The organism is Citrobacter sp. wls706 (assembly GCF_005281305.1).
GTDB classification, from domain to species: Bacteria; Pseudomonadota; Gammaproteobacteria; order Enterobacterales; family Enterobacteriaceae; genus Citrobacter; species Citrobacter werkmanii.
This window is the reverse complement of sequence record NZ_SZXG01000037.1, coordinates 353170-375242: the sequence shown is the minus strand read 5'-3', so window position 1 is coordinate 375242 and position 22073 is coordinate 353170. Positions and strand designations below refer to the sequence as shown.

19 protein-coding genes are annotated in these 22073 nt (G+C 51.7%); 3 read left to right on the top strand and 16 right to left on the bottom strand.

Annotation, left to right across the window (positions count from 1 at the left end; all coding sequences use genetic code 11):
* Window positions 1–57 precede the first annotated feature (57 nt).
* From glxK to allA, 10 genes are all read right to left on the bottom strand, one after another.
* Window positions 58–1206 (bottom strand): glycerate 3-kinase, encoded by a 1149-nt coding sequence (gene glxK, locus FDW92_RS18350; RefSeq protein WP_042309979.1) that lies wholly within the window; start codon window positions 1204–1206, stop codon window positions 58–60.
* A 21-nt stretch (window positions 1207–1227) separates the two neighbouring features.
* A complete protein-coding gene (locus FDW92_RS18345) occupies window positions 1228–2526 on the bottom strand; it encodes a uracil/xanthine transporter (protein ID WP_042309980.1) in 1299 nt (432 codons plus the stop codon).
* 58 nt (window positions 2527–2584) lie between these two features.
* The gene (allB, locus tag FDW92_RS18340) at window positions 2585–3946 is read right to left on the bottom strand and encodes an allantoinase AllB (protein ID WP_042309982.1); all 1362 of its coding nucleotides are present in this window, start codon (window positions 3944–3946) and stop codon (window positions 2585–2587) included.
* A gap of 72 nt (window positions 3947–4018) precedes the next feature.
* A complete protein-coding gene (locus FDW92_RS18335; protein WP_042309984.1) occupies window positions 4019–5479 on the bottom strand; it encodes a putative allantoin permease in 1461 nt (486 codons plus the stop codon).
* A 98-nt stretch (window positions 5480–5577) separates the two neighbouring features.
* Window positions 5578–6828, bottom strand: coding sequence for an MFS transporter (locus FDW92_RS18330; RefSeq protein ID WP_042309985.1), 1251 nt, complete (start codon window positions 6826–6828; stop codon window positions 5578–5580).
* A gap of 67 nt (window positions 6829–6895) precedes the next feature.
* A complete protein-coding gene (gene glxR / locus FDW92_RS18325; protein WP_042309987.1) occupies window positions 6896–7774 on the bottom strand; it encodes a 2-hydroxy-3-oxopropionate reductase in 879 nt (292 codons plus the stop codon).
* 100 nt (window positions 7775–7874) lie between these two features.
* Window positions 7875–8651, bottom strand: coding sequence for a hydroxypyruvate isomerase (hyi, locus tag FDW92_RS18320; protein ID WP_042309989.1), 777 nt, complete (start codon window positions 8649–8651; stop codon window positions 7875–7877).
* 12 nt (window positions 8652–8663) lie between these two features.
* Window positions 8664–10445 carry a glyoxylate carboligase gene (gene gcl / locus FDW92_RS18315; protein WP_042309991.1) on the bottom strand — a complete coding sequence of 594 codons (1782 nt, stop codon included), beginning with the start codon at window positions 10443–10445 and terminating at the stop codon, window positions 8664–8666.
* An 84-nt stretch (window positions 10446–10529) separates the two neighbouring features.
* Window positions 10530–11381 (bottom strand): HTH-type transcriptional repressor AllR, encoded by an 852-nt coding sequence (gene allR / locus FDW92_RS18310; RefSeq protein ID WP_042309993.1) that lies wholly within the window; start codon window positions 11379–11381, stop codon window positions 10530–10532.
* Between the two features lie 45 nt (window positions 11382–11426).
* Window positions 11427–11909, bottom strand: coding sequence for an ureidoglycolate lyase (gene allA / locus FDW92_RS18305; RefSeq protein ID WP_042309995.1), 483 nt, complete (start codon window positions 11907–11909; stop codon window positions 11427–11429).
* A gap of 227 nt (window positions 11910–12136) precedes the next feature.
* Between allA and allS the strand changes: the two genes are divergently transcribed.
* Both allS and mnmH read left to right on the top strand, forming a co-directional pair.
* Window positions 12137–13063, top strand: coding sequence for an HTH-type transcriptional activator AllS (gene allS, locus FDW92_RS18300; RefSeq protein ID WP_042309997.1), 927 nt, complete (start codon window positions 12137–12139; stop codon window positions 13061–13063).
* Window positions 13064–13132: 69 nt separating this feature from the next.
* Window positions 13133–14224 (top strand): tRNA 2-selenouridine(34) synthase MnmH, encoded by a 1092-nt coding sequence (gene mnmH / locus FDW92_RS18295; protein WP_042309999.1) that lies wholly within the window; start codon window positions 13133–13135, stop codon window positions 14222–14224.
* Between the two features lie 3 nt (window positions 14225–14227).
* Here the strand turns inward: mnmH and FDW92_RS18290 are convergent, their stop codons facing one another.
* From FDW92_RS18290 to ybbA, 6 genes are all read right to left on the bottom strand, one after another.
* Window positions 14228–14887, bottom strand: a complete 660-nt coding sequence (locus FDW92_RS18290) for a methionine ABC transporter permease (RefSeq protein WP_003831085.1) — start codon at window positions 14885–14887, stop codon at window positions 14228–14230.
* Window positions 14880–15896 carry a virulence-associated ABC transporter ATP-binding protein SfbB gene (sfbB, locus tag FDW92_RS18285; RefSeq protein ID WP_042310001.1) on the bottom strand — a complete coding sequence of 339 codons (1017 nt, stop codon included), beginning with the start codon at window positions 15894–15896 and terminating at the stop codon, window positions 14880–14882. Before sfbB ends, FDW92_RS18290 begins: the two co-directional genes overlap by 8 nt.
* A gap of 63 nt (window positions 15897–15959) precedes the next feature.
* Window positions 15960–16790 (bottom strand): MetQ/NlpA family ABC transporter substrate-binding protein, encoded by an 831-nt coding sequence (locus tag FDW92_RS18280; RefSeq protein WP_038638419.1) that lies wholly within the window; start codon window positions 16788–16790, stop codon window positions 15960–15962.
* A gap of 246 nt (window positions 16791–17036) precedes the next feature.
* Entirely contained in the window at window positions 17037–18170 is a 1134-nt protein-coding gene (locus FDW92_RS18275; RefSeq protein ID WP_042310002.1) for a porin, read from the bottom strand.
* Window positions 18171–18356: 186 nt separating this feature from the next.
* Complete coding sequence (gene ybbP, locus FDW92_RS18270) at window positions 18357–20771, bottom strand: putative ABC transporter permease subunit YbbP (protein WP_042310005.1); 2415 nt, start codon at window positions 20769–20771, stop codon at window positions 18357–18359.
* Window positions 20768–21454, bottom strand: coding sequence for a putative ABC transporter ATP-binding protein YbbA (ybbA, locus tag FDW92_RS18265; protein ID WP_042310007.1), 687 nt, complete (start codon window positions 21452–21454; stop codon window positions 20768–20770). Before ybbA ends, ybbP begins: the two co-directional genes overlap by 4 nt.
* On the opposite strand from ybbA, the gene tesA reads away from it, so the two are divergent.
* Window positions 21422–22048, top strand: coding sequence for a multifunctional acyl-CoA thioesterase I/protease I/lysophospholipase L1 (gene tesA, locus FDW92_RS18260; RefSeq protein WP_003021850.1), 627 nt, complete (start codon window positions 21422–21424; stop codon window positions 22046–22048). The genes ybbA and tesA overlap by 33 nt on opposite strands.
* Window positions 22049–22073 lie beyond the last annotated feature (25 nt).

Below are 22073 nucleotides of genomic sequence, written 5' to 3'. Positions count from 1 at the left end.
TTTTTTATTTAGCTATGTTGGGTTTTGCCACGGTTAACACCGTGGCTTTTTTTATGCTTAACGCAGATTAATCGCCTGACCGAGCTTCATCGCGCAAGCAATATTACGCGCACAGTGATAAAGGTTGGTTTCACCACTCGCCAGCACTTCCGCCAATGGCGCGAGTCGCGGCAAAATACTGAATACCGCATCAATACCATGATCGTGAACCACCTCCACACCTTCCCCCAGCACCCCGGCGATACCAATAACCGGAACATGATGCTGCATAGCAACAGAAGCAACACCGATTGGCGCTTTTCCCCCGACCGTTTGCGAATCAATACGTCCCTCGCCGGTGATGACCAGCGATGCATCTTTGATGGACTGCTCCAGTTGAACGGCCTGCAGCACAATCTCAATCCCTGGTTTCATGATGGCCTGCAGAAAGATAGCCGCAGCGATGCCCATTCCACCCGCCGCCCCACCGCCCGCAACCTGAGATACATCCTCACCGGTCAACGTTCGCAGCACATGCGCGTAGTTGAGTAATCCTTCTTCCAGTTTCTCAACCATTTCCGGCGTCGCCCCTTTCTGCGGACCGAATACTCTTGCCGCGCCACGCGGGCCAACCAATGGGTTATCCACATCACAGGCAACTTCGATCCGACATGCTGTCAGCCGCGGATCGCACTGTTGCAGGTCAATGCTCGCGAGGCGAGATAAGCTACCACCTCCCGCCCTCAATGATGTCCCTTGCACATCAAGGAACCGCACGCCTAGCGCCTGAGCCATCCCCATGCCGCCATCAACTGTCGCACTCCCGCCGATACCGAGGATAATATGACGAATACCGGCATCCAGCGCATGCCGAATCAGTTCGCCAGTCCCGTAACTTGATGCCAGCAGTGGATTACGCGCCTGCGGTTCGACCAACATCAGTCCACTCGCCGCGGCCATTTCAATAATGGCGGTCTTTCCATCACCGGTCAGGCCATAAAATCCCATGACCTTTTCCCCCATCGGCCCACAGACCTCCAGCGAGACCACTTTTCCACCTGTCGCCGCCACCATGGCATCCACGGTCCCCTCCCCGCCATCTGCAATTGGTAAACAAATGTATTCTGCATCCGGGAATATGGCTGAAAATCCAGCTTTAATTGCCTGGCAGCATTGGTCGGCGCTTAAGCTCTCTTTAAACGAATCTGGCGCAATTACAATTTTCATCATTAATCCTTTTTCATCCTGTTATTTAATGCGTTCCCATGGAATGAGGTTTTCCATAAGCACTGCCAGTAAAATCCCCACCAATAAGCCATTACTCAGTAATGGCCGAATAGTCAGTGGAAGATCTTGTAAATAAACCGGAGGCAGCCCCATCAAAAAAATCCCCACAAACAGCGGGAGTGCCAGCCGATAAATATTTCGTGCGGTAAATGTGATTTGCTGGCTGAAAACCAGACCGGAATAGAGCAACGGCAGATAAGATACCAACATAACGGCACTGCTGATTGCCAGTGGAATGGCGCAGAATAAGCGGGTTAGCGGCGTCACTATCGCCACCAATAAACATAATACGCTGCCATAAATAAATGATTTTCGCGAACTGTCGCCAGTTTGTGTTAACAGCCCGATAGAAGAGACAAAAGGTGAAAATGGAATCACGGCAAAAGGCACTGTCACCAGCGTCATAAAACCGGAAATGATAAAGCTACGACGATAACGCGAGCTGCTGGAGCCTTGATGCGTGTAAAAGATGTCCGTGCCGCGCACCGCGCCATAGGTATTACTGATATTCACCAGACCGGTGATAACCGCCGTCAGGATAATACCGGGTAACAGCCTGCCATGACTGCCTAACGGGAACCACTGCCAGCTTAATTCCCCAGACGGCAAAGACGTTGATGGAAAGCACAACCGCCAGAGTCCCCATCCCACTACCGCCCCCACCAGCAGGGCGTAACGGGAGATCCGCTGCGGTAAAAAAATGATCATCGCAAGGATGAAGCACATCACGCCAACCGCCAGGCTAAAAGGCGCCAGTTGAATTTTGACGCTGGTGTCAGCAATGCCAAAAGGCAATCCCAACATGCCCTTAAAAAAGATAGTGGTGAGCTGAGCGCCCAACAGCAGCATAAAAAAGACCATCACCGTTGGGGTAAATAGCCGGGCCAACCGGTGTCCTAAGCCGCTAAAGCCGATAATCATCGTCAGCACAGCGGAAATGACAATCCCGACGCTCAGACTGGTGGCGATATCATTGAGCGGTGTCCCGCGTGACGCCTCAGCCAGGGTAATTGTCAAAATGGTGCCCCACCATAAACCGGTCGGACCTTCCATAATGGCGCGACGATGGCCACAAATAACCTGCGCAAGGCAGGCCAGCGATGTCGTGAAAAAAGCGTATTGCGTGAGCATTAACAGATTGCTCGCGGGGAGATGAAAAGCAGAAACCAGCGTTGGGGGGACCACGACCGTATTGCAAAAAATAAAGAAAAACCACTGAAAGCCAGATAGCAAACTTTCGCGGTTAATAACAGGAAGCATATTCATACCTTAAAATAGAGAATGCCCGCCAGCATGACGGGCATTAATTCACATCACATTATTGTTGATGTTTAAGGATAAATTGACCTTTTGGCGCTACCGGGAACCCCTGCTCGATGTCATAGATAACATCCCCGCGAAGAATAGTTTTCGTAATGCGCGCGCCAATCGTCCGGCCAACATACGGACTGACCTTGTGGCGATATTCCAGGTCTTCGTTTTTCAGAACGTATTTGCTGTCCGGTTGAATAAAGACGAAGTCAGCATCTTTACCCGGGGCAATACGTCCTTTCTGCTTCAGGCCGAAAATATCTGCGGCGTTGGTTGCCATCAATTTAGCGAATAGCGGCAGTGACATACCGCGTTTTTGCACGGCCTCATCAAACATGACGTCCATACAGCTCTGCAGCCCGGCAATGCCGCCCCACGCCTGCATGATATTGCCAGCCTTCATTTCTGGTGGGCATGGCGAGTGGTCGGAAACCAGGCAGTCAATCTCACCATTGAACAGTTTTTCCCACATGCCTTGTTGATTCTGTCGATCGCGGATCGGCGGAGAACATTTTGCCAGCGTGCCAATCTCTTCAAACTGATCGGTATCCAGCACAAAATAATGCGGGCAGGATTCGCAGGTCACATCCTGGCCTTCCTGACGGGCACGGGTCACTTCTTCCACGCCTTCCGGGCTGCTGATATGGCAAACGTGCAGGCGGCAACCGGCGACTTTCGCCAGATACAGCACGCGGCGAATAGCTTCCACCTCAGTGAAAACCGGACGTGAAGCCACATAATCATGTGCCGTCACACGGCCTTCGCGTTTAGCTTCCTCGCCAAGCTCGTCGCAAATGAGCGCATTTTCGCAATGCACCAGCACCGTCTGGTCCATTTCTGCTAACTTCTGCGCGCCTTTGTAGAACTGCCAGTCGTTAACGTCACGGAAGTCATTGTCGATTCCGCGATCGCCACAGGTAGCAACAAAGCATTTGAAACCGACGACACCGACCTCATCCAGCTCGTGCAGACGATCAAGGTTGTAAGAAACCAGACCGCCAAGCTGCGCGGCATCAATGGTCAATTTACCTTTTGCCGCATCAAATTTAAGTTCGATGGTTTCACGATCTACCGTCGCGGGCAGCTGGTTGAGAGGCATTTCGATCATTGTGGTGATACCGCCTTTTGCCGCGGCACGCGTTCCGGTCTCATAGCCCTCCCAATGTGTACGTCCCGGCTCAGAGATATGGGTATGCGCATCAACCATGCCCGGTGAAACCACCAGACCTGTCGCATCCATTACCTGCTTTGCCTCACCCAGATTCTCGCCAATGGCGGCGATTTTTCCTGCCTGGACGGCAATATCAACAATACGAGCTTCATTTTCTAAAATAACAGTACCGTTCTTAATAATTAAATCAAAAGACATAACGAACTCCTTGTATGGATACAGATAGTTTTTATAAATAACGCACGCTTACACCTACGTTTACTGATTTCATTACAACTGACCTGTTGCTTTTTCTACTGCGGCAGGTTGTCCAACCGTTCTTTTTTTCAGTAAGGCATATGCCACAAATGCGACAATAACCCCAACAAACCACGACACTCGCGATAACGGCTCAAGCAATGGAATAAACTTTCCACCCAGTGAAAGAATTACCGCCACTAACGTTACGGAGAATGCCGTCAGGTTAAATCCATTATCATAATATTGATAATTACCACTAGCGGTATATAATTCATCAAGATTAATCTTGCCACGCATAACGACAAAATAGTGCGCTAACATAACACCAATAACAGGACCGAGCATACCGCCAATGATATCCAGAAACAGATAAATACTGCTCTGATTTTCCATGAGTTTCCATGGACAAATCAGTAAGCTAATAATACTGGCAATCAATACACCATTTTTATATGTTAGTTTTGTTGGCGCAATTGCGGCAATCTGATAACCAGCCGGGATTATATTACCCGTAGCGTTTGTTGAGATTGTGGTCATCAGAATAACCAAAACCGCGAAGAAGGAGGCAAACAGACTGTCCCAACGCTGTACGATATCCAGCACATTCCAGGTATCCGTTCCATAATGAATACTGGCACCGGCAATAATACACACGCTGGCAATCGCAAATAACACGTACGCGACAATAAGACCCAGCGTCTGGCCTAACGCCTGTTCACGAAATGAGTGGGCATTTTGCGTAAAGTCCGAGGCGCTCACCGCCGGAGCGGCCCATACCGCAACCACGGCGTTAATCACTACCAGGAACAGGAATCCGCTGTTTCCCGCTTTTTGCACACCGCCCGGAATGTAGTCCAGAATGGGGCCAATCCCTACCAGGGATATCGCCCAGATAGCCATTCCGCCAAAAACGATATAAATGCAAGGATTCAGGATCGCAGTAAATTTATTTAATACTTTACCGCCGCCAAAACCGATACCAACGTTAATCAGCCAAAAGATAAGAAATGTGATTAACCCCGGCAGGGACAACCCCAGTAATGTAAAATCACCGCCCAGCGTTAAAAAACCAGGCCATATCTTGCCAATCAGAATAAGAAAAGCCAGCGATCCGGCATAACATTGCAGACCGAACCACATAATTGCAGCAATCCCGCCTCTTAATAATCCCGGGAAAAGCGCGCCACGTACGCCATACGAGCCACGCAGAATCATTGCAAAAGGTACACCGTATTTACTTCCGGCGGCGCCGTTCATAACCATGACTAATGCAATAAACAATGCACTAATAATAATAGCCAACATAATACTGAATGTGGACAGCCCGAGAATGAAGAACCCGCCAACCATAACGTAATTAGGTACGTTATGTACTGACCCCATCCATAAAGTAAAATAGTTAAATGTTTTCCAGTTTCGTTGTGCTGCCGTTTTTGGTAATAAGTCGTCACTATAACCACGTTGTTGGTATAGATCTCTTTGATGTTCCATAAATCCCTCTTGTCACGTATCGGATAACGTTGTAATGGGTTTAGCTATGCGGAACAAAAACAATATATAAAGTAATGCAAATAGTTTTAATTATATTTTTATGCTGAAGCAGTAACTGGTGTTGCTTTCTTTTTATATAACGTCACGCCGGCAAAAATAAGCGTTCCGGTAACAACCAGACAAGCAGAGATGACAAAGCTTATCTCTTTTGAGCCAGTCAAATCGGAAATAAATCCGGTTAACGTTGGCGCAATAACGGCTGAACTCATACCAAAGAAGTTAAACAGGCTAAATGCTCTGCCCAGCGTTTTCGCCGACGCCTGCTCAGACACGAAGGAGATCAGGATGGGATCCACCGCCATTTTTCCCAATAAACCGTACAGGGTCAGGCTGACCATCAACATCGTGGTATTCGGCGATAACACCGTAAACACCAGCATTGCGGCGGCCATAATTTCCAGCCCAAGAATGACTTTGACTTTGCTGTTACGGAATTTATCGGACAGATGACTGAAGAACAACGCACCGGGAACCCCCACCACGGCGACCAAAGCCGAGGCAACGCCAATCGCGCCACCATCAAATCCCCTTTCAGTCTGCAGATAAGACGGAAGCCAGGTCACAATCAGGTAATAGCCATAACAGGTACAGAAATAGAGGAAGTAGACGCTGCATAACAAACCCGAAAACAGCGGCGGACTTTTCTCTTCTGTCATCGTTGCCGTCTGCGTTTTTTGGTCTGACGCCGCCGTTTCGCTTTTTGCCTTACCGCGGATAACCAAAGTAAATACGCACAGCATCACCACCAACACAGCCGCAACCAGAAACAACACGTTTTGCCAGGCCATGCTCATACTTTTAACCAACACGCTGGAGCCGATTAAACCTATCCCCATCCCAATCGCAGAGCCGCTATTAATGATGGCGTTTGCCAGTGCCCGGCGAGCCTGTGGGACATTTGCCGAAGAGAGAGAATACGCAGAACTAAAGAAAGAGGCGCAGCCCGCTCCTGCCATCAGCGAACCGGCATAGATCATCACCAGTCCAGTGGCTTTTGCGATACTGAGCGTACCAATAATAAAGAGCGTAAACCCACACATCAGCATAATTTTCTGGCCAAGCTTATCGACCAAAATTCCGCAGGGAATTTGCATGCTGCAATAGGCGAAAAAATAGAAACTGGCGATGGCGCCAATTTCAGCATTGCTGACATTGCCCAGGGAAGCCTGAATCTCAGGATAAATAGGGGTTAATACGGTGCGATAAATCCATATCGCTACCCAACCCAGACTCATTACGACGACGATCTTCTTCCAGTATTCAATACCGGATGTATTTTTTTCACTCATGACATGCACCTTTCCAAAGTGTGTCTGATTAGAATGTATCGCTGCAGGATTGCAGCGATACCAACGATCATGACAATTTATGATTAGCCATTAATTCCAGAGCCTGAACCATTGCCGAGTGATCCAACTGGCTTCCACCATTCGCGGCACAGGTATTAAATAACTCCTGACAGGTTGCCGTATTAGGCAAATTCAAAGAGAGCGCCTTGGCACTTTGTAATGCAAGGTTGAGATCTTTTTGATGCAATGCAATTTTGAAACCGGGATCAAAAGTGCGTTTAATCATGCGCTCACCATGTACTTCCAGAATACGAGATGAGGCAAATCCGCCCATTAATGCCTGACGCACGCGAACCGGATCCGCACCCGCTTTAGAGGCAAATACCAGCGCTTCAGAAACGGCTTCAATATTTAAGGCAACGATAATTTGGTTAGCGACTTTACAGGTTTGGCCATCACCATTTCCACCCACCAGGGTGATATTTTTTCCCAGAATATCAAAGAGCGGTTTAACCCTTTCAAATACATCAGGTTCACCGCCAACCATAATGGACAGCGTCCCTTCGCGAGCGCCAATTTCTCCACCGGACACGGGCGCATCCAGGTAATCCCCGCCGAGTTCATTAACCTGCTGAGCAAAACGCTTAGTTTCGATAGGAGAAATAGAACTCATATCGACAATGGTTTTTCCCTGCAATGTGGTTTTAGCGCATCCGTGTTCACCAAAAAGCACTTCTTCAACCTGCGGCGTATCCGGCACCATGATGAAAATAATATCTGCAAAATCAGTCACCTGACGCGCAGTTTCAACATTAACCGCCCCCAGTGACAGCAACTCTTCAGCCACCGGTCCAATGGTCGTGACATGTAATTGATGTCCGGCGCGAGCCAAATTAATCGCCATTGGCGATCCCATAATACCCAGGCCAATAAATCCCAGTTTCATTTGCAACCTCTTTTATATCTGTCGGTATTCCTGAATTCAGGCAAAACGATTCCCTTCCAACAGAGTGGAAAAAATAGTGTTGCCTGAAATTACTTACAAATTATCGATACTGATTAATCCACGATAATCCCGCTTCGGTGGTCGTCAGCGGCTTATATTCGCAACCTACCCACCCGTCATAACCTGATTTATCAATAAACTTAAAAATAAAGTCATAATTGATTTCCCCGGTCCCTGGCTCTCCGCGACGAGGGTTATCTGCAATTTGCAAATGACCTATTTTATTTGCCCACGTGGTCATGGTTTGGGTTAACTCCCCTTCCATGCGCTGCATATGATAAATGTCATACTGAATTTTGATATTATTGCATCCGACGCTATCAATTAACGCTAACGCCTGATGCGTACCGGTGAGATAGAAACCAGGAATATCAAAATGGTTGATCGGCTCAATCAGCAATAAAATATCTTCTTGCGCTAACATGTTGGCCGCATAGCGCAGATTTTCCACCAGCGTTTGCTGGATCTGTTCAGCCGAAAAACCCGCCGGTGTTTTACCTACCAGGCAATTGATTTTTGTATTGCCCAGCCCCTTTGCATAGCGAATAGCCGCCGCTACACCATCACGAAACTCTTCTTCGCGACCCGGAATACAGGCGATACCGCGTTCACCCGACGCCCAATCTCCGGCGGGGAGATTATGCAACGTATGCTCCAGCTTGTTGGTCAGCAGTTTTTCCTTTAATACGTCAATGTCGTAATCGTAGGGAAACATAAACTCTACGCCACGAAACCCCGCTTGCGCCGCTTTGTCGAAACGCTCAAGAAAACTGTATTCCAGAAACAGCATGGAAAGATTGGCTGAGAACCGTAACATCTGTCACCTCCTCTATTCATATTTCATAAAACAGGTTTCGGTTGGCGCATCAACTGCACCGTCTGCAACCTCTTCAAACTCGGTCACGTTATCCAGTTCGCTACCCATCGAGATATTGGTCACTCGCTCAAGGATCACTTCGACAACAACCGGAACACGATACTGCGCCATCAGGACTTTGGCTTGTTCAAACGCCGGAGCGAGATCTTCAGGTTTGAAGACGCGAATGGCCTTACAACCTAATCCTTCTGCCACTTTGACGTGATCGACGCCATAGCCGTTTACTTCGCTGGAGTTGATATTTTCAAACGCCAGTTGGACGCAGTAATCCATATCAAAAGCACGCTGCGATTGACGAATCAGGCCCAGATAGGCGTTGTTGACCAGCACATGGATGTAAGGAATGTTGAATTGCGCGCCCACCGCCAGTTCTTCAATCAGGAATTGGAAGTCAAAATCCCCCGAAATCCCGACGACGTTGCGTGTTGGATCGGCAACACAAACCCCTAATGCAGCAGGCAGCGTCCAGCCGAGAGGGCCAGCCTGACCGCAGTTGATCCAGTGACGCTCTTTGAACACATGCAGCATTTGCGCAGCGGCAATTTGTGATAATCCGATGGTGGTGACGTAGCAAACGTCGCGACCAAAGGCTTTATTCATCTCTTCGTAGACACGCTGCGGTTTCACCGGGACATTGTCGAAGTGGGTTTTACGCAGTAACGTCCGCTTACGCTGTTGGCATTCAGCAACCCAGGTATTCCGGCAAGGTAAACGTCCGGCTTTCTGCATTTCCTGAGCGACGTCAATCAACAAGGTCAGCGCGGCTTTGGCATCAGAAACAATACCTAAATCCGGGCACAGAACACGGCCAATTTGCGTCGGTTCAATGTCGATATGAATGATTTTGCGCCCTTCAGTGTACTTCGAGACGGAGCCAGTGTGACGGTTAGCAAAACGGTTACCAATACCGAACACCATATCAGAAGCAAGCAGCGTGGCATTTCCGTAGCGGTGTGCGGTTTGTAGCCCTACCATGCCGGCCATTAACTCATGATCGTCAGGGATACATCCCCAGCCCATCAACGTGGGGATAACCGGTACATGGGTCAGCTCCGCAAAACGTTGCAGCAGTGCGGAAGCATCAGCATTAATCACCCCGCCCCCTGCGACGATGACCGGACGTTCCGCCTGGATCAGCATTTCCAGCGCTCTCTCAATTTGCTTGCGGCTGGCGGCAGGTTTGTATACTGGCAAAGGCTCATACATGTCGGGATCGAATTCGATTTCTTCAACCTGGACATCAAAAGGCAAATCGATCAGCACCGGGCCAGGGCGACCTGAGCGCATGACATGGAATGCCTGCTGTAAAACCCGAGGCAGCAGTGCCGCTTCACGTACCGTTACCGCCATTTTGCTGACTGGTTTAGCGATAGATTCAATATCGACAGCCTGAAAATCTTCCTTATGCAGGCGGGCACGAGGCGCCTGACCAGTGATACATAAAATAGGAATAGAGTCGGCAGAGGCGGAATACAGTGCAGTGATCATGTCAGTTCCTGCCGGGCCAGAAGTGCCAAGGCAGACGCCAATGTTGCCTGCTGTGGCACGCGTATAACCTTCCGCCATATGGGAGGCGCCTTCAACGTGGCGAGCCAGAATGTGACGGATGCCGCCGTGATTACGCATTGCGGAATAGAACGGGTTGATTGCCGCTCCAGGCACGCCAAATGCGGTGGTGATACCTTCTTTTTCCAGCACATACATTGCCGCGTCAACGGCTCTCATTTTTGCCATTTTCTTTCTACCTCTATTTATTGGAAAATTTTTCCAACTTTGAAAAAATCCAAAAAAGTCCCGCTCCTCTGAGCGGGTTGCGACTTAAGCTACGGGTGCTTTTAACCCAAGCGCCGTACTGATATCTCGTGCTGTATCCCGTACCAGCTCCCCCTGACTAATAAAACGATCTTCCGTCAGTCTGGATGCGGGCCCCGAAATAGAGATGGCAGCCACTACACTGCCTGCATCGTCATAGATAGCCGAAGCGATGCAATTCAATCCAACAACATGTTCTTCGTGATCAACGATATAGCCATTCTCGCGCGCCTGTTCCAGATTACGCAGCAGAGTAGGAAAATCCACCAACGTATTCGGCGTAAACTGCTGCAAACCCGTTTTCACGACAATGTCCATTAACTCTTCTTCCATCAGCGGATAAAGCAGTGCTTTCCCCGCGCCGGAAGCATGCAACGGCATACGGCTGCCCAAAGGTGCACACATCCTGACCATCGATTTGCACTCCTTCTGGCCAATCAGCACCGCTTCAGTGCCATTACGAATCGCGACATTCACCGTTTCGCCTGACAGCAGCATTAATCGGTGCATAAACGGTCCGGCTACCGACAGGACGTCGCGATTATGAATATACGCGGAGCCCACATTGAAGACGCCTAAACCGATGTGCCACCAACCTAACTGACTGTCCTGATAGACAAAATCAGCACCCTGTAAAACCTTTAGCAGGCGAAAAGTCGTGGAGAGCGGTAAATCCAGACTGCCGGAAATATCGCTGACTGACGAACTCCCCCCACTTCTTTCGAGATACTGCAAAATCGCAATGCCTCTTTCGAGCGCCTGAGCGCCTTTCTGCGCAACCGGCTCCGTCTGTCCAGGCCTGCCGCGCCGTCTTACTTCCGTCTCCACTACATTTACTCCGGCCCAAAATATGAGCATAAACAATGAACAATATGCTCATATTAAGCAAGAAGGCCAATAGCGTCACGCAAAACAGAGTTCATGTGCCGGGATACGTTCAACATCGCAATTATCGCTACCACCACGATCGACCGTCAGAAAATCGGTCACGGTTTGCCAGGCAAACAGCGGATGATGCCAGACGTTTCGGTGGTAATTCACACCCTGTTGACCATTGGTGATAAAGGCTTTTAAGGTGGAAAGATCGGGTTTGTCCTCACCAAGCGCGACAATCACCACAAACGCTTCGCCCTTCATGGGCATAAATGCCTGGGTGCCCAGCGGGTGGCGCTCCAGTTCATGCACAATAATAGGCATCGTTGCCGGTTGCGCGCGGTTAATGCTGATGAGCGTACGGTCCTGCTCAAGGATCTCCACATTAGCCAGATCGTGATAACGTTCAACCAACCCATCATTGATATGAAAAAAGTCACGTTTATGGGTTTCTATGACATCGCCATAGGCGCTGAACGTGTGCTGATTTAACGGTAATACCTCAAGTTTCATCATCTTTTCCTTGTAACTGAATTCCTCTGAACCGCAGCCAGAACTCTTAGCGGCTTCAATATCATGCAATCTAAAACCTTCGGGATTTAACATCAACACAAAAGTTGGAATATTTTTCCAAAATTCGATTTAGACCACAATTTAAACAAGGCCATTATGTAAAAATACTTATAAATCAGAGAACAAGAAATCAGGCTTGCGGAAGAGCATTCAGGGAGTAGCTGACGATGTTTGATCCAGAAACACTGCGTACTTTTATTGGCGTAGCCGAAACAGGGAGCTTCTCCAGGGCGGCGGATCGCTTGTGTAAAACCACGGCCACCATCAGCTATCGCATTAAGCTTCTGGAAGAAAATACCGGGGTTGCTCTGTTCTTTCGCACCACCCGCAGCGTTACGTTAACCGCCGCGGGCTCGCATCTTCTTTCTCAGGCAAAAGACTGGCTCGCCTGGCTGGACAGCATGCCCAGCGAATTACAGCAAGTGAACGACGGCGTAGAGCGGCAGGTGAATATCGTGGTCAACAACCTGCTGTATAGCCCGCAAGCCGTCGCTCGCCTGTTATCCTGGCTTAACGCCCGCTATCCCTTTACTCAGTTTCACTTTTCCCGGCAAATCTATATGGGCGTCTGGGATTCACTGCTATATGAAGGATTCTCTTTGGCCATCGGCGTCACGGGTACTGAACCAATGGCCAACACCTTTACCCTCGATCCTTTGGGGTCTGTTCAGTGGCGGTTTGTTATGTCGGCGAATCATCCATTGGCAGGCGTCAGTGGTCCATTAACGGAAGCGCAGTTGCGCCGTTTTCCGGCGATCAACATTGAAGACAGTGCGCGCACCCTGACCAAACGGGTCGCGTGGCGGCTTCCCGGTCAAAAAGAGATTATTGTCCCGGACATGGAAACCAAGATTGCGGCGCATCTTGCTGGGGTGGGTATCGGCTTTGTTCCGCAACCGCTGTGCCAGCCATTGCTTGATAACGGGCAACTGGTCAGTAGCATTATTCCTACCATGCGCCCCCCTTCGCCCTTAAGTCTCGCCTGGCATAAGTTTGGCGCAGGTAAGGCTGTGGAAGATATTGTGACGTTATTTACGCAACGAAAACCAGAAATCGCCGGATTTTTAGCAATTTTCAACAATGCACGCGATTGAAAATCAAGTCATCCTGCTCTTTGGCGCGTAAAATGATACGCAAGATGATTTGAGGTTTCGTTTTTTACTATGCAAGACACACAAACAGCACAGGACTATCGCGCGATTCTGCTCGCCGGTACGCCTATTATCGATGTACGCGCCCCCGTCGAATTTCAACAAGGCGCGATGCCGGGCGCGGTCAATCTCCCCTTAATGAACGATGACGAACGCGCCGCAGTCGGTACCTGTTATAAACGTCAGGGGCCTGAGGCTGCGCTCGAATTGGGCCATCAACTGGTCTCGGGTGAAACCCGCCAACAGCGCATGAACGCCTGGCAGGATGCCTGTCGTCAACACCCAAAAGGATATTTATGCTGCGCGCGAGGCGGTCAGCGTTCACATATTGTGCAGCAATGGCTGCACGAGTCCGGCGTTGACTATCCGCTGATACAGGGCGGTTATAAGGCTCTGCGCCAGGCGGTCATACGGATAACGGAAGAATTGGTGCAAAAACCGATCGTCTTAATTGGCGGCTGTACCGGGAACGGTAAAACGCAACTGGTACAACAGCAGCCGAACGGCGTGGATCTCGAAGGACTGGCGCACCATCGTGGTTCCTCGTTTGGACGTACCGTGGAACCGCAGCTAAGCCAGGCGAGTTTTGAAAACCTGCTGGCGGTCGAAATGCTCAAAACGGACAGCCGACAGGATTTGCGCCAGTGGGTGCTGGAAGATGAAGGCCGGATGATCGGTGCTAACCATCTGCCCGAATGCCTGCGCGAGCGCATGACCGAGGCATCCATTGCGGTGGTGGACGATCCTTTTGAGCTTCGTCTGGAGCGCCTGCGCGAGGAGTATTTCGTGCGCATGCACCACGATTTTACCCAGGCTTATGGTGAGAGCCAGGGCTGGGAGGAATACAGTGAGTATCTGCACCACGGCCTGTTCGCTATTCGCCGTCGTCTGGGATTACAGCGTTTTGCCGAGCTGACCGCCCTGCTTGACGTGGCTCTGCGCGAACAGCAGTCGACGGGCAGTACCGACGCTCACATGGGCTGGCTGGTGCCGTTACTCAACGAGTATTATGATCCGATGTATCGCTATCAACTGGAAAAGAAAGCCGCGAAAATCGTCTTTCGCGGCACATGGCACGACGTTGCCGGATGGCTTAACGCGTAGTGATCAATGTCTGTCGCGCTTATCCGCGCGTTTTGCCAGCCAGTCGCCCAGCACCTGGACGACCTGCACCAGAATAATCAGCGCGACAACGGTGACGATCATGACCTGGGTTTCATAGCGGTAATAACCAAAGCGAATCGCCAGGTCACCTACCCCACCGCCGCCGACAATCCCGGCCATCGCGGAGTAACCGATCAGGCTCACCAGCGTGATCGTCAGCCCACGCAGCAGTCCCGCGCTCGCCTCAGGTAACAGAACGGTGCAAATGATGCGCATCGGGCTGGCGCCAAAAGCTTCCGCCGCCTCAATAATGCCTTTATCCACTTCACGTAGCGCGCTATCCACCAGCCGGGCATAAAAAGCGATCGCCGCCACCGAGAGCGGGACCGATGCCGCAATCGGCCCGATGGTGTTCCCGAGCAAAAACTGGGTGAGCGGTAGCAGCAGCACCAGCAGGATCACAAACGGTACCGAGCGGATAATATTCACCAGCACGGAGCTGAGCAGATACACAAAACGGTTCTGCCAGAATAAATGCCGGTCGGTGACGAAAATAAGAAAACCGAGCGGCAAACCGCCAATAATCGCCAGCACCGTTGAGATGCTCAACATCTGGAAGGTTTCATTAAACGCCAGCGTCAAATCAGGCAATAAATCATCCACGAATCACCTCCACTTGAGCAGTACGTTGACGAATATGTTCCACGGCGATATCCACCGCAGAAGGGTTATGCGGCGCGGTCAGTTGCACCACCAGAATCCCCAGCGCGCGTTCGCCGATATATTCAATTTTGCCGTGCAGAATGTTCACCGCCACGCCAAACTTAACCGCAACTTCTGACAGCACAGGCTGTTCCGCCGAATCGCCGATAAAAAGAATTTTCAGCAACTGGCCGGGCAGATGCTGGCGCAGACGTTCAGGTAGCGTCAGATTGAGGGTATGCGACACCAGTTGTTGAGTAAAGGCGTGCTGCGGGTGAGCAAAAACGTCAAACACCTCACCGGACTCCACCACCTTGCCGCCTGACATCACCGCCACGCGATCGCAAATCGATTTGATCACGTTCATCTCGTGAGTGATCAGCACGATCGTGATCCCCAACTGTTGATTGATCTGCTTAAGCAACGCCAGAATCGTGGCCGAGGTTTCGAGATCTAACGCGGAAGTGGGTTCATCACACAGCAACACATCCGGATGATTGGCAATCGCACGGGCAATGCCCACGCGCTGCTTCTGACCACCGCTGAGCTGAACCGGAAAACGGTTCGCCTTATCAGACAGTCCGACCAGCGCCAGAATCTCCTTGACGCGTGGAGCAATCTTGCTGCGTTCCCATCCGGCAGCTTTCAGACTAAAGGCGACGTTTTGCGCCACGGTGCGGGTATGCATCAGATTAAAGTGCTGGAAAATCATGCCAATACGCTGGCGCGCTTTACGTAACTGAGTGCCTTCCAGCGCAGAAATTTCTACGCCGTTCACCTTCACGCTTCCCTGGCTCGGACGGGTTAAGGCGTTCAAGGTGCGCAGTAGCGTACTTTTCCCCGCGCCGCTGGTTCCGACAATACCAAATATCTCGCCCGCGCCAATGTGCAAGCTGACATCATCAACCGCCCGGGTTGAGGGTCCACGGCCTGCGGTAAAATCCACGCAAACCTTTTCTATCTCAATCATATCCACCTCAGAAATGCGAAAAGGGCAGTCGCCGCTGCCCCTGTTAACCCTTGCATGCAGCGATTATTGGGCTGCCGACATCCATTCCGGTTTCTGGAAGGCGCTGTAGATGTTTTGCGGATCGTCGATCACCGCGCGATACGCCGGGGACTTCACCGCTTCAACAATATCTTTCGCGAACGGTTTATCCGCATCTTCACTGCGTACCGCAATGATATTTTTCAGATTTTCGTCCAGATGCTCTTGCTTGATGGCGCTGGAAAGATCCAGTTTTGCCGCCACGGCAAAGTTACCGTTGACCAGCGCGCCGGTCACACCGTCCAAAGTGCGCGGTAGTTGTGCTGCTTCCAAGGGTTTAAACACCAGCCCTTTCGGGTTGCTGGCGATATCGCGCTCGGAGGCTTTCGTAGGATCGATATTGTCTTTGATGGTGATAAGGCCAATGGATTGCAGGAAACGCAGACCGCGGGCCAGGTTGGTCGGATCGTTGGACAGCGTGATCACATCCCCTTTTTTCAACTCATCCAGGCTTTTGATTTTGTGCGAGTAAAACCCCATCCCGGCCGTCGGGACCACAATCAGCTTGCTCAGCTTTAGCCCTTTATCGGCGGTGAATTTGTCAAAATAGAGCGAGTGCTGGAACAGGTTGGCATCAATGCTGCCGTTGGAAAGCGCCATATTCGGCTGCACGTAGTCGCTGAATTCGCGCACCACCACCTTGTAACCTTTCTCTTTCAGCGTAGGGGCAATGGCCTGTTTCACCATATCGCCGTACGGCCCAGGCGCGACGCCAAACACGATGGTATGCGGGTCACTGTTCGCATGAGCAAATTGTAAACCGCAGGCCAGTAACAGCGCCCCGGTCGCAACGCGTAAACTCTGACGCAATCCCATATTTTCTCCATTTTAACGTTGTGGTGTCATGTCTCACGCCGTTCATGCGGCGTTGTTCTCGTTGGCCTGATAACAGGCAGATTTCTAACATGACACAGATCACAACCCGCTGTCCTTGAAATTATTTCATGATGTTGCGAAGTATGTCGTTGAATGTGCAAGGAAGGTGCTTATGCGTTTTTCGGCAAGGGAGAGTAAAAAAACCGGATAACGCCCTGGTTACCCGGCTTTGGAAGGGAAATTGACTTAGAAGTCGTAACGCAGACGCACCAGGTTCATATCGCCTAGGTTGTCGGTGCTGGAGGTAAAGACGTGTTCGTAATCCACACGGAAACCGTAATCCAGCTGGAAGCTGATACCTACACCGTTGTCGGTACGCAGATAGTTACGACCATTCACGTACTCGATGCGATCTCCCATAAAGTAAGGCTGAACAGATTTCAGCGCATACTGACCAACCGGGAAGGTGTAACCTGCGAAGTATTCCAGACCCCACGCATCACCGGCAAAGTAGTCATTAACCGAAACTTTTTTGGTGGTCATGAAGTTTTGATACCAGCCGCCGCCCATTGAGAAGGTCCAGTTATCCGGTTTCCAGCTCAGTGCGGTACCGACGATGTTTTGATCGTAGGTTTTGTTGCCGTCGCCGCGCATTTCCGCACGGGTATAGTTCCACGCGGTGCCCCAGGTCAGGTCATCAGTGATGTGATAATCCACACCCAACGAGCCGCCGCCTTTACGCTTGTAGCGCAGGCCGTTGTTCGGGTTGTAATCATCGCTGAACAAATAAGATGCATAGAGATCAACATCACCCACCGTTTTCTTATACTTCAGCGATTTACGTGTACGATAGGAACCGTCATAGTCGCCATTGATACCGTTACCTGGCGCCTGACCGATCATATCGTAGTCCCAGATATCCGTTTTCGCCCCGACCACGTCATAGTAAATGCTGTTCTGTTGACCGAAGGTCAGCGTACCCCAGGTCGCGCTCTTCAGACCGGTGTACAGCATACGACGCGTGGTGTCGTTGGCGCCGTCAGCGTAGTGATTATCCCAGTTGAACATGGCCGGGAAGTTAACGCCCAGCTCGTAGTAGCTCACCCAACTGATGTCATCAAACAGATAGTAGTCTGCGGCGAAGCGGAAACGGGTCCCGCCGTCGAAACCATTACGTTTGTAGCCATTCTTACCATCGTCACCGGCCATATTCTGGAACTGCGGACGAATACTACCGCCGACGGTGAAGTTAAGACGGCTTAGCGGATCGCCCGCCTGCGGATCTTGTTTCAGGACCGTGATTTCCGCCTGGGAAGCGAAAGTCGTTAATGCCACTGCTGCGCCGATCGATACCGCCAGCGCCGTTTTTTTTATAGTCATTATTTGTACCTTGATAGATAGCCTGCCAATTATTCAGCATACAAATATTAACGTTTATTAATACACTCGTGTTGTCGGGTTTTTATTGTTCTGTGCTGTTAAATATCAAGGAGTTATCAATTTGTGCTACATAGATAAAAAAACGCACCGATTTAAAAACCGGTGCGTAATCATCACTGACAGGAATTAACTACTGAACTGACGGAACAGCGCTTTACCTTTTAGCAGACGTGAACCGAGCCATCCGCCGCATAGAGAGAGGAGCAATGCCCCACAAAGCGGCAACACAACCCACAGCCGCCAGTCCGGCTCCCACGGGAAATCAAATACGCGGGTTTGCAATACCGCCAGCGCGGTTTCCGCACCGATGGCCGCCACCAGCCCGGCGACCATCCCGAGCATGGCGAACTCGCACCACAGCGTAGTACGCAGCAATTTCTTGCCTGCTCCCAGCGTGCGCCAGACCACCAGTTCCTGATGACGTTGACGCATCCCCACCTGAACCTGCGCCAACAGCAACAACATGCCGCAGGCGGTAACCAGCACCACCATCACCTCCAGCGCCCTACTTACCTGCTCCAGCACCTGGCCCACCTGTTTGAGGATGGCGCCTATATCCAGCAGGCTGATGGTCGGGAATTCGCGGTTAAGCTGCGTCAACATGCCGTTGCCGTTCTCCCAACGAAAGCTGGTTAACCAGCTCTGGGGCTGATCGTCCAGCGCCCCGGAAGGGAAAATAAAGAAGAAGTTAGGCCGCAGGCTTTCCCAGTCCACTTTACGCAGGCTGCTGACCGTGGCGCTGAAATCCTGGGTATCGCCCATAAAGGTCACCCGATCGCCGAGCTTCACGTTTAACCGCTTCGCCAACCCTTCTTCCATCGATACTTCACCCGCTTTTGGCGGCCAGCTTCCGGCAGTTATCGGGTTATGATCTGGTCGGGTATCCTGCCAGGTCAGATTAAGCTCACGGTTAAGCGCCTCATCCTGATTGCCTTCGGTCGGCTTATCGTTAATGGCTGTCAGACGCGCCCGTACAATCGGATAGAACGATTCCGGGATCACCTGATGTTCCGACAAGAATGACTTCAGCGGTACAACCTGCTCACTGGCAATGTTGATCAAGAAATAATTGGGACTTTCTGGCGGCATTTGCTGCTGCCAACGGTCGAGCAGATCGCCACGCAGCACCAGCAGCAACGCCAGCAGCATAAAGGAAAGTGAAAATGCCGACAGCTGGCTGAGCGTTGACCACGGCTGGCGCAACAGTCGACTGACCGCCAAACGTAACGGCAGCGAGGTGAGCGTCAGACCACGCAGCACGTTGAGCAGCATCCAGCCAAGCACGCCGCACACCAGCGCCAGTACCACCGCCCCGGCCAGCACGGCCCATAACAGCAGGCTTCCCCCCATCAGTCCAGCGAGCAGGACGACCACAACGACCAATACTACCGGCAAATAAAACTTCAGCGGCCAGACGTTTGCCACCACGTCACGGCGTAACACACGTAGCGGCTGCGTCGCCAGCAGTAGCCGATAAGGACGCAACCCGACCAACAGCGAAATAACCGTCATAGTGCCTAAGGCCCACAGCCACGGCCAGGGGCTGGCGGGCGGCAGCTCGCCGGGCAGGACCGGCTTGAGTAACACCACCAATGCGTGCTCAAACAACAGCCCAAAAAGCCCACCGGTAACACCAGACAGCGCCAGCACCATCATCCATTGACCAACAATCAGCCTACGCAGTTGCGCTCTGCCCGCGCCGAGGGTTTTCAGTATAGCCACCAGATCGTAACGGCTGCGGCAATAATGGCTCATCGCCACAGCAACCGCGGCGACCGCCAGCAGCAGCGTTAACAGCGCCGACAACAGCAGGAACTGTTGCGAACGCTCCAGAGATTTCCCCAGCGCGCCTTCATCCTGCTCCAGCCCGTACCAGCGCTGTTCAGGCTTTAGCTGCGGCAACAGCCATTTTTCGTACGCGTCCAGTTGCTGCGGCGTTCCGCCAAATTTATAGCGCCAGGTCACGCGGCTTCCCGGCTGGACCGCCGCCGTTTTTTCGACATCAGCCATGCTCATCATCAGGCGCGGTGCTATCTGGAACGGATTAAAACCGGAGTCCGGCTCCTGCACCACTTCTCCAGCGATGCGCAGCGTGGCATCACCGACGTCAATAGAATCACCGATTTTTAGATTGAGCAGCGCCATCAGGCGCGGGGCCAGCAACACCATGCCCGGCTGCGGTTTCAACCCCGGTGGATTAGTTTGTAACGTGCCGTACATCGGATACACGTCATCTACCGCTTTGACGTTCGCCAGTTGCGGCGTGTCATGGGCAAAAGTCATGGTCGCAAAAGTCAGTTGCTCGCCGACTTTCAAACCCTGCTGCCGCGCCTCGTCAATCCACGCTTTCGGCACGGTACGCGAACTTTGCAACGACCGATCGCCCGCCATAAACTCGCGGCTTTGCTGGCTCAACCCTTTTTCCATACGGTCGCTGATATTCCCCAGCGCCAGAACGCAGGCCACCGCCAGGCTCAGCGCCAGCCAGACAATCAGTAGTGAAGGCGAGCGCCATTCGCGCCAGAACCAGCGTGCAATCATGCCTCCTCCTGCAACTGTCCATTCACCAGACGTAAGCGCCTGTCGCAACGCGCCGCCAACTGCGGGTCATGCGTCACCAGAATCAGGGTGGTGCCGTGTTCCCGGTTCAGAGAAAACAACAGGTCGGCTATTTTGTCTCCGGTCTGGCGATCGAGGTTGCCTGTCGGCTCATCGGCAAACAGCACATCCGGACGCCCGTTAAATGCCCGCGCCAGCGCCACGCGCTGCTGTTCCCCGCCGGAAAGCTGGGCCGGAAAATGATCCAGACGTTTTCCCAGCCCAAGTTGCTCGAGCAGCGTTTTTGCCCCGTCGCGGCTTTTTCCGCTGTTTTCACCACGCAACAGCGCGGGCAGTTCGACGTTTTCCAGTGCGTTCAGGGTCGGGATTAACATGAATGACTGGAAAACGAATCCCACATGTTTTGCCCGCAACTGCGCCCGGGCTTCTTCATCCATGGTATGTAGCGCCTGCCCCACCAGACTCACTTCACCGCTGGAACCATCGTCCAGCCCGGCGAGGATCGCCAGCAACGTGGATTTCCCCGAACCCGACTCGCCAATCAGCGCAATGGTCTCGGCGCGTTTGACAACCAGTTCAACTCCGGTAAGGATGGATAGCTCATGATCACCCTGACCGACGGATTTCTTAAGATGATGAACTTCAACAATGTTTTCCGCTGGCATTGGCCTTTCCTGTTCCTGGTCCTGTTAACTTTCCGCGCCGCCGCTGCGGACACGTTATTAATTCTGGGTGACAGCCTGAGCGCCGGATACCGTATGTCCGCCAGCGCCGCGTGGCCTGCGCTACTTAATGATAAATGGCAAACCAAAACGCCAGTGGTGAATGCCAGCATTAGCGGCGACACCTCGCAGCAGGGCCTGGCCCGTCTGCCTGCATTACTCAAGCAGCACCAGCCGCGTTGGGTACTGGTCGAACTTGGCGGCAACGATGGCCTGCGCGGCTTTGCGCCTGCGCAAACCGAACAAACCCTGCGCACGATTTTGCAGGACGTGAAAGCGGCAAATGCCGAACCGCTATTAATGCAAATTCGTCTGCCGGCAAACTACGGTCGCCGTTATAATGAAACCTTTAGCGCGATTTATCCAAAGCTCGCCAAAGAGTTTGATATCCCTCTGCTGCCCTTTTTTATGGAAGAGGTTTATCTGAAACCCCAGTGGATGCAGGATGATGGTATTCATCCTAATCGTGACGCCCAGCCGTTTATTGCCGACTGGATGGCGCAACATCTCACTCCTCTAGTTAATCACGACTCGTAATTCAACGGAGATCCCGACAGGTAAA

Coding starts and splice junctions, on each gene's coding strand:
- glxK (WP_042309979.1), bottom strand. CDS start 1,206: ATGAAAATTGTAATTGCGCCAGATTCGTTTAAAGAGAGCTTAAGCGCC.
- FDW92_RS18345 (WP_042309980.1), bottom strand. CDS start 2,526: ATGCTTCCTGTTATTAACCGCGAAAGTTTGCTATCTGGCTTTCAGTGG.
- allB (WP_042309982.1), bottom strand. CDS start 3,946: ATGTCTTTTGATTTAATTATTAAGAACGGTACTGTTATTTTAGAAAAT.
- FDW92_RS18335 (WP_042309984.1), bottom strand. CDS start 5,479: ATGGAACATCAAAGAGATCTATACCAACAACGTGGTTATAGTGACGAC.
- FDW92_RS18330 (WP_042309985.1), bottom strand. CDS start 6,828: ATGAGTGAAAAAAATACATCCGGTATTGAATACTGGAAGAAGATCGTC.
- glxR (WP_042309987.1), bottom strand. CDS start 7,774: ATGAAACTGGGATTTATTGGCCTGGGTATTATGGGATCGCCAATGGCG.
- hyi (WP_042309989.1), bottom strand. CDS start 8,651: ATGTTACGGTTCTCAGCCAATCTTTCCATGCTGTTTCTGGAATACAGT.
- gcl (WP_042309991.1), bottom strand. CDS start 10,445: ATGGCAAAAATGAGAGCCGTTGACGCGGCAATGTATGTGCTGGAAAAA.
- allR (WP_042309993.1), bottom strand. CDS start 11,381: ATGCTCATATTTTGGGCCGGAGTAAATGTAGTGGAGACGGAAGTAAGA.
- allA (WP_042309995.1), bottom strand. CDS start 11,909: ATGAAACTTGAGGTATTACCGTTAAATCAGCACACGTTCAGCGCCTAT.
- allS (WP_042309997.1), top strand. CDS start 12,137: ATGTTTGATCCAGAAACACTGCGTACTTTTATTGGCGTAGCCGAAACA.
- mnmH (WP_042309999.1), top strand. CDS start 13,133: ATGCAAGACACACAAACAGCACAGGACTATCGCGCGATTCTGCTCGCC.
- sfbB (WP_042310001.1), bottom strand. CDS start 15,896: ATGATTGAGATAGAAAAGGTTTGCGTGGATTTTACCGCAGGCCGTGGA.
- FDW92_RS18280 (WP_038638419.1), bottom strand. CDS start 16,790: ATGGGATTGCGTCAGAGTTTACGCGTTGCGACCGGGGCGCTGTTACTG.
- FDW92_RS18275 (WP_042310002.1), bottom strand. CDS start 18,170: ATGACTATAAAAAAAACGGCGCTGGCGGTATCGATCGGCGCAGCAGTG.
- ybbP (WP_042310005.1), bottom strand. CDS start 20,771: ATGATTGCACGCTGGTTCTGGCGCGAATGGCGCTCGCCTTCACTACTG.
- tesA (WP_003021850.1), top strand. CDS start 21,422: ATGATGAACTTCAACAATGTTTTCCGCTGGCATTGGCCTTTCCTGTTC.
- ybbA (WP_042310007.1), bottom strand. CDS start 21,454: ATGCCAGCGGAAAACATTGTTGAAGTTCATCATCTTAAGAAATCCGTC.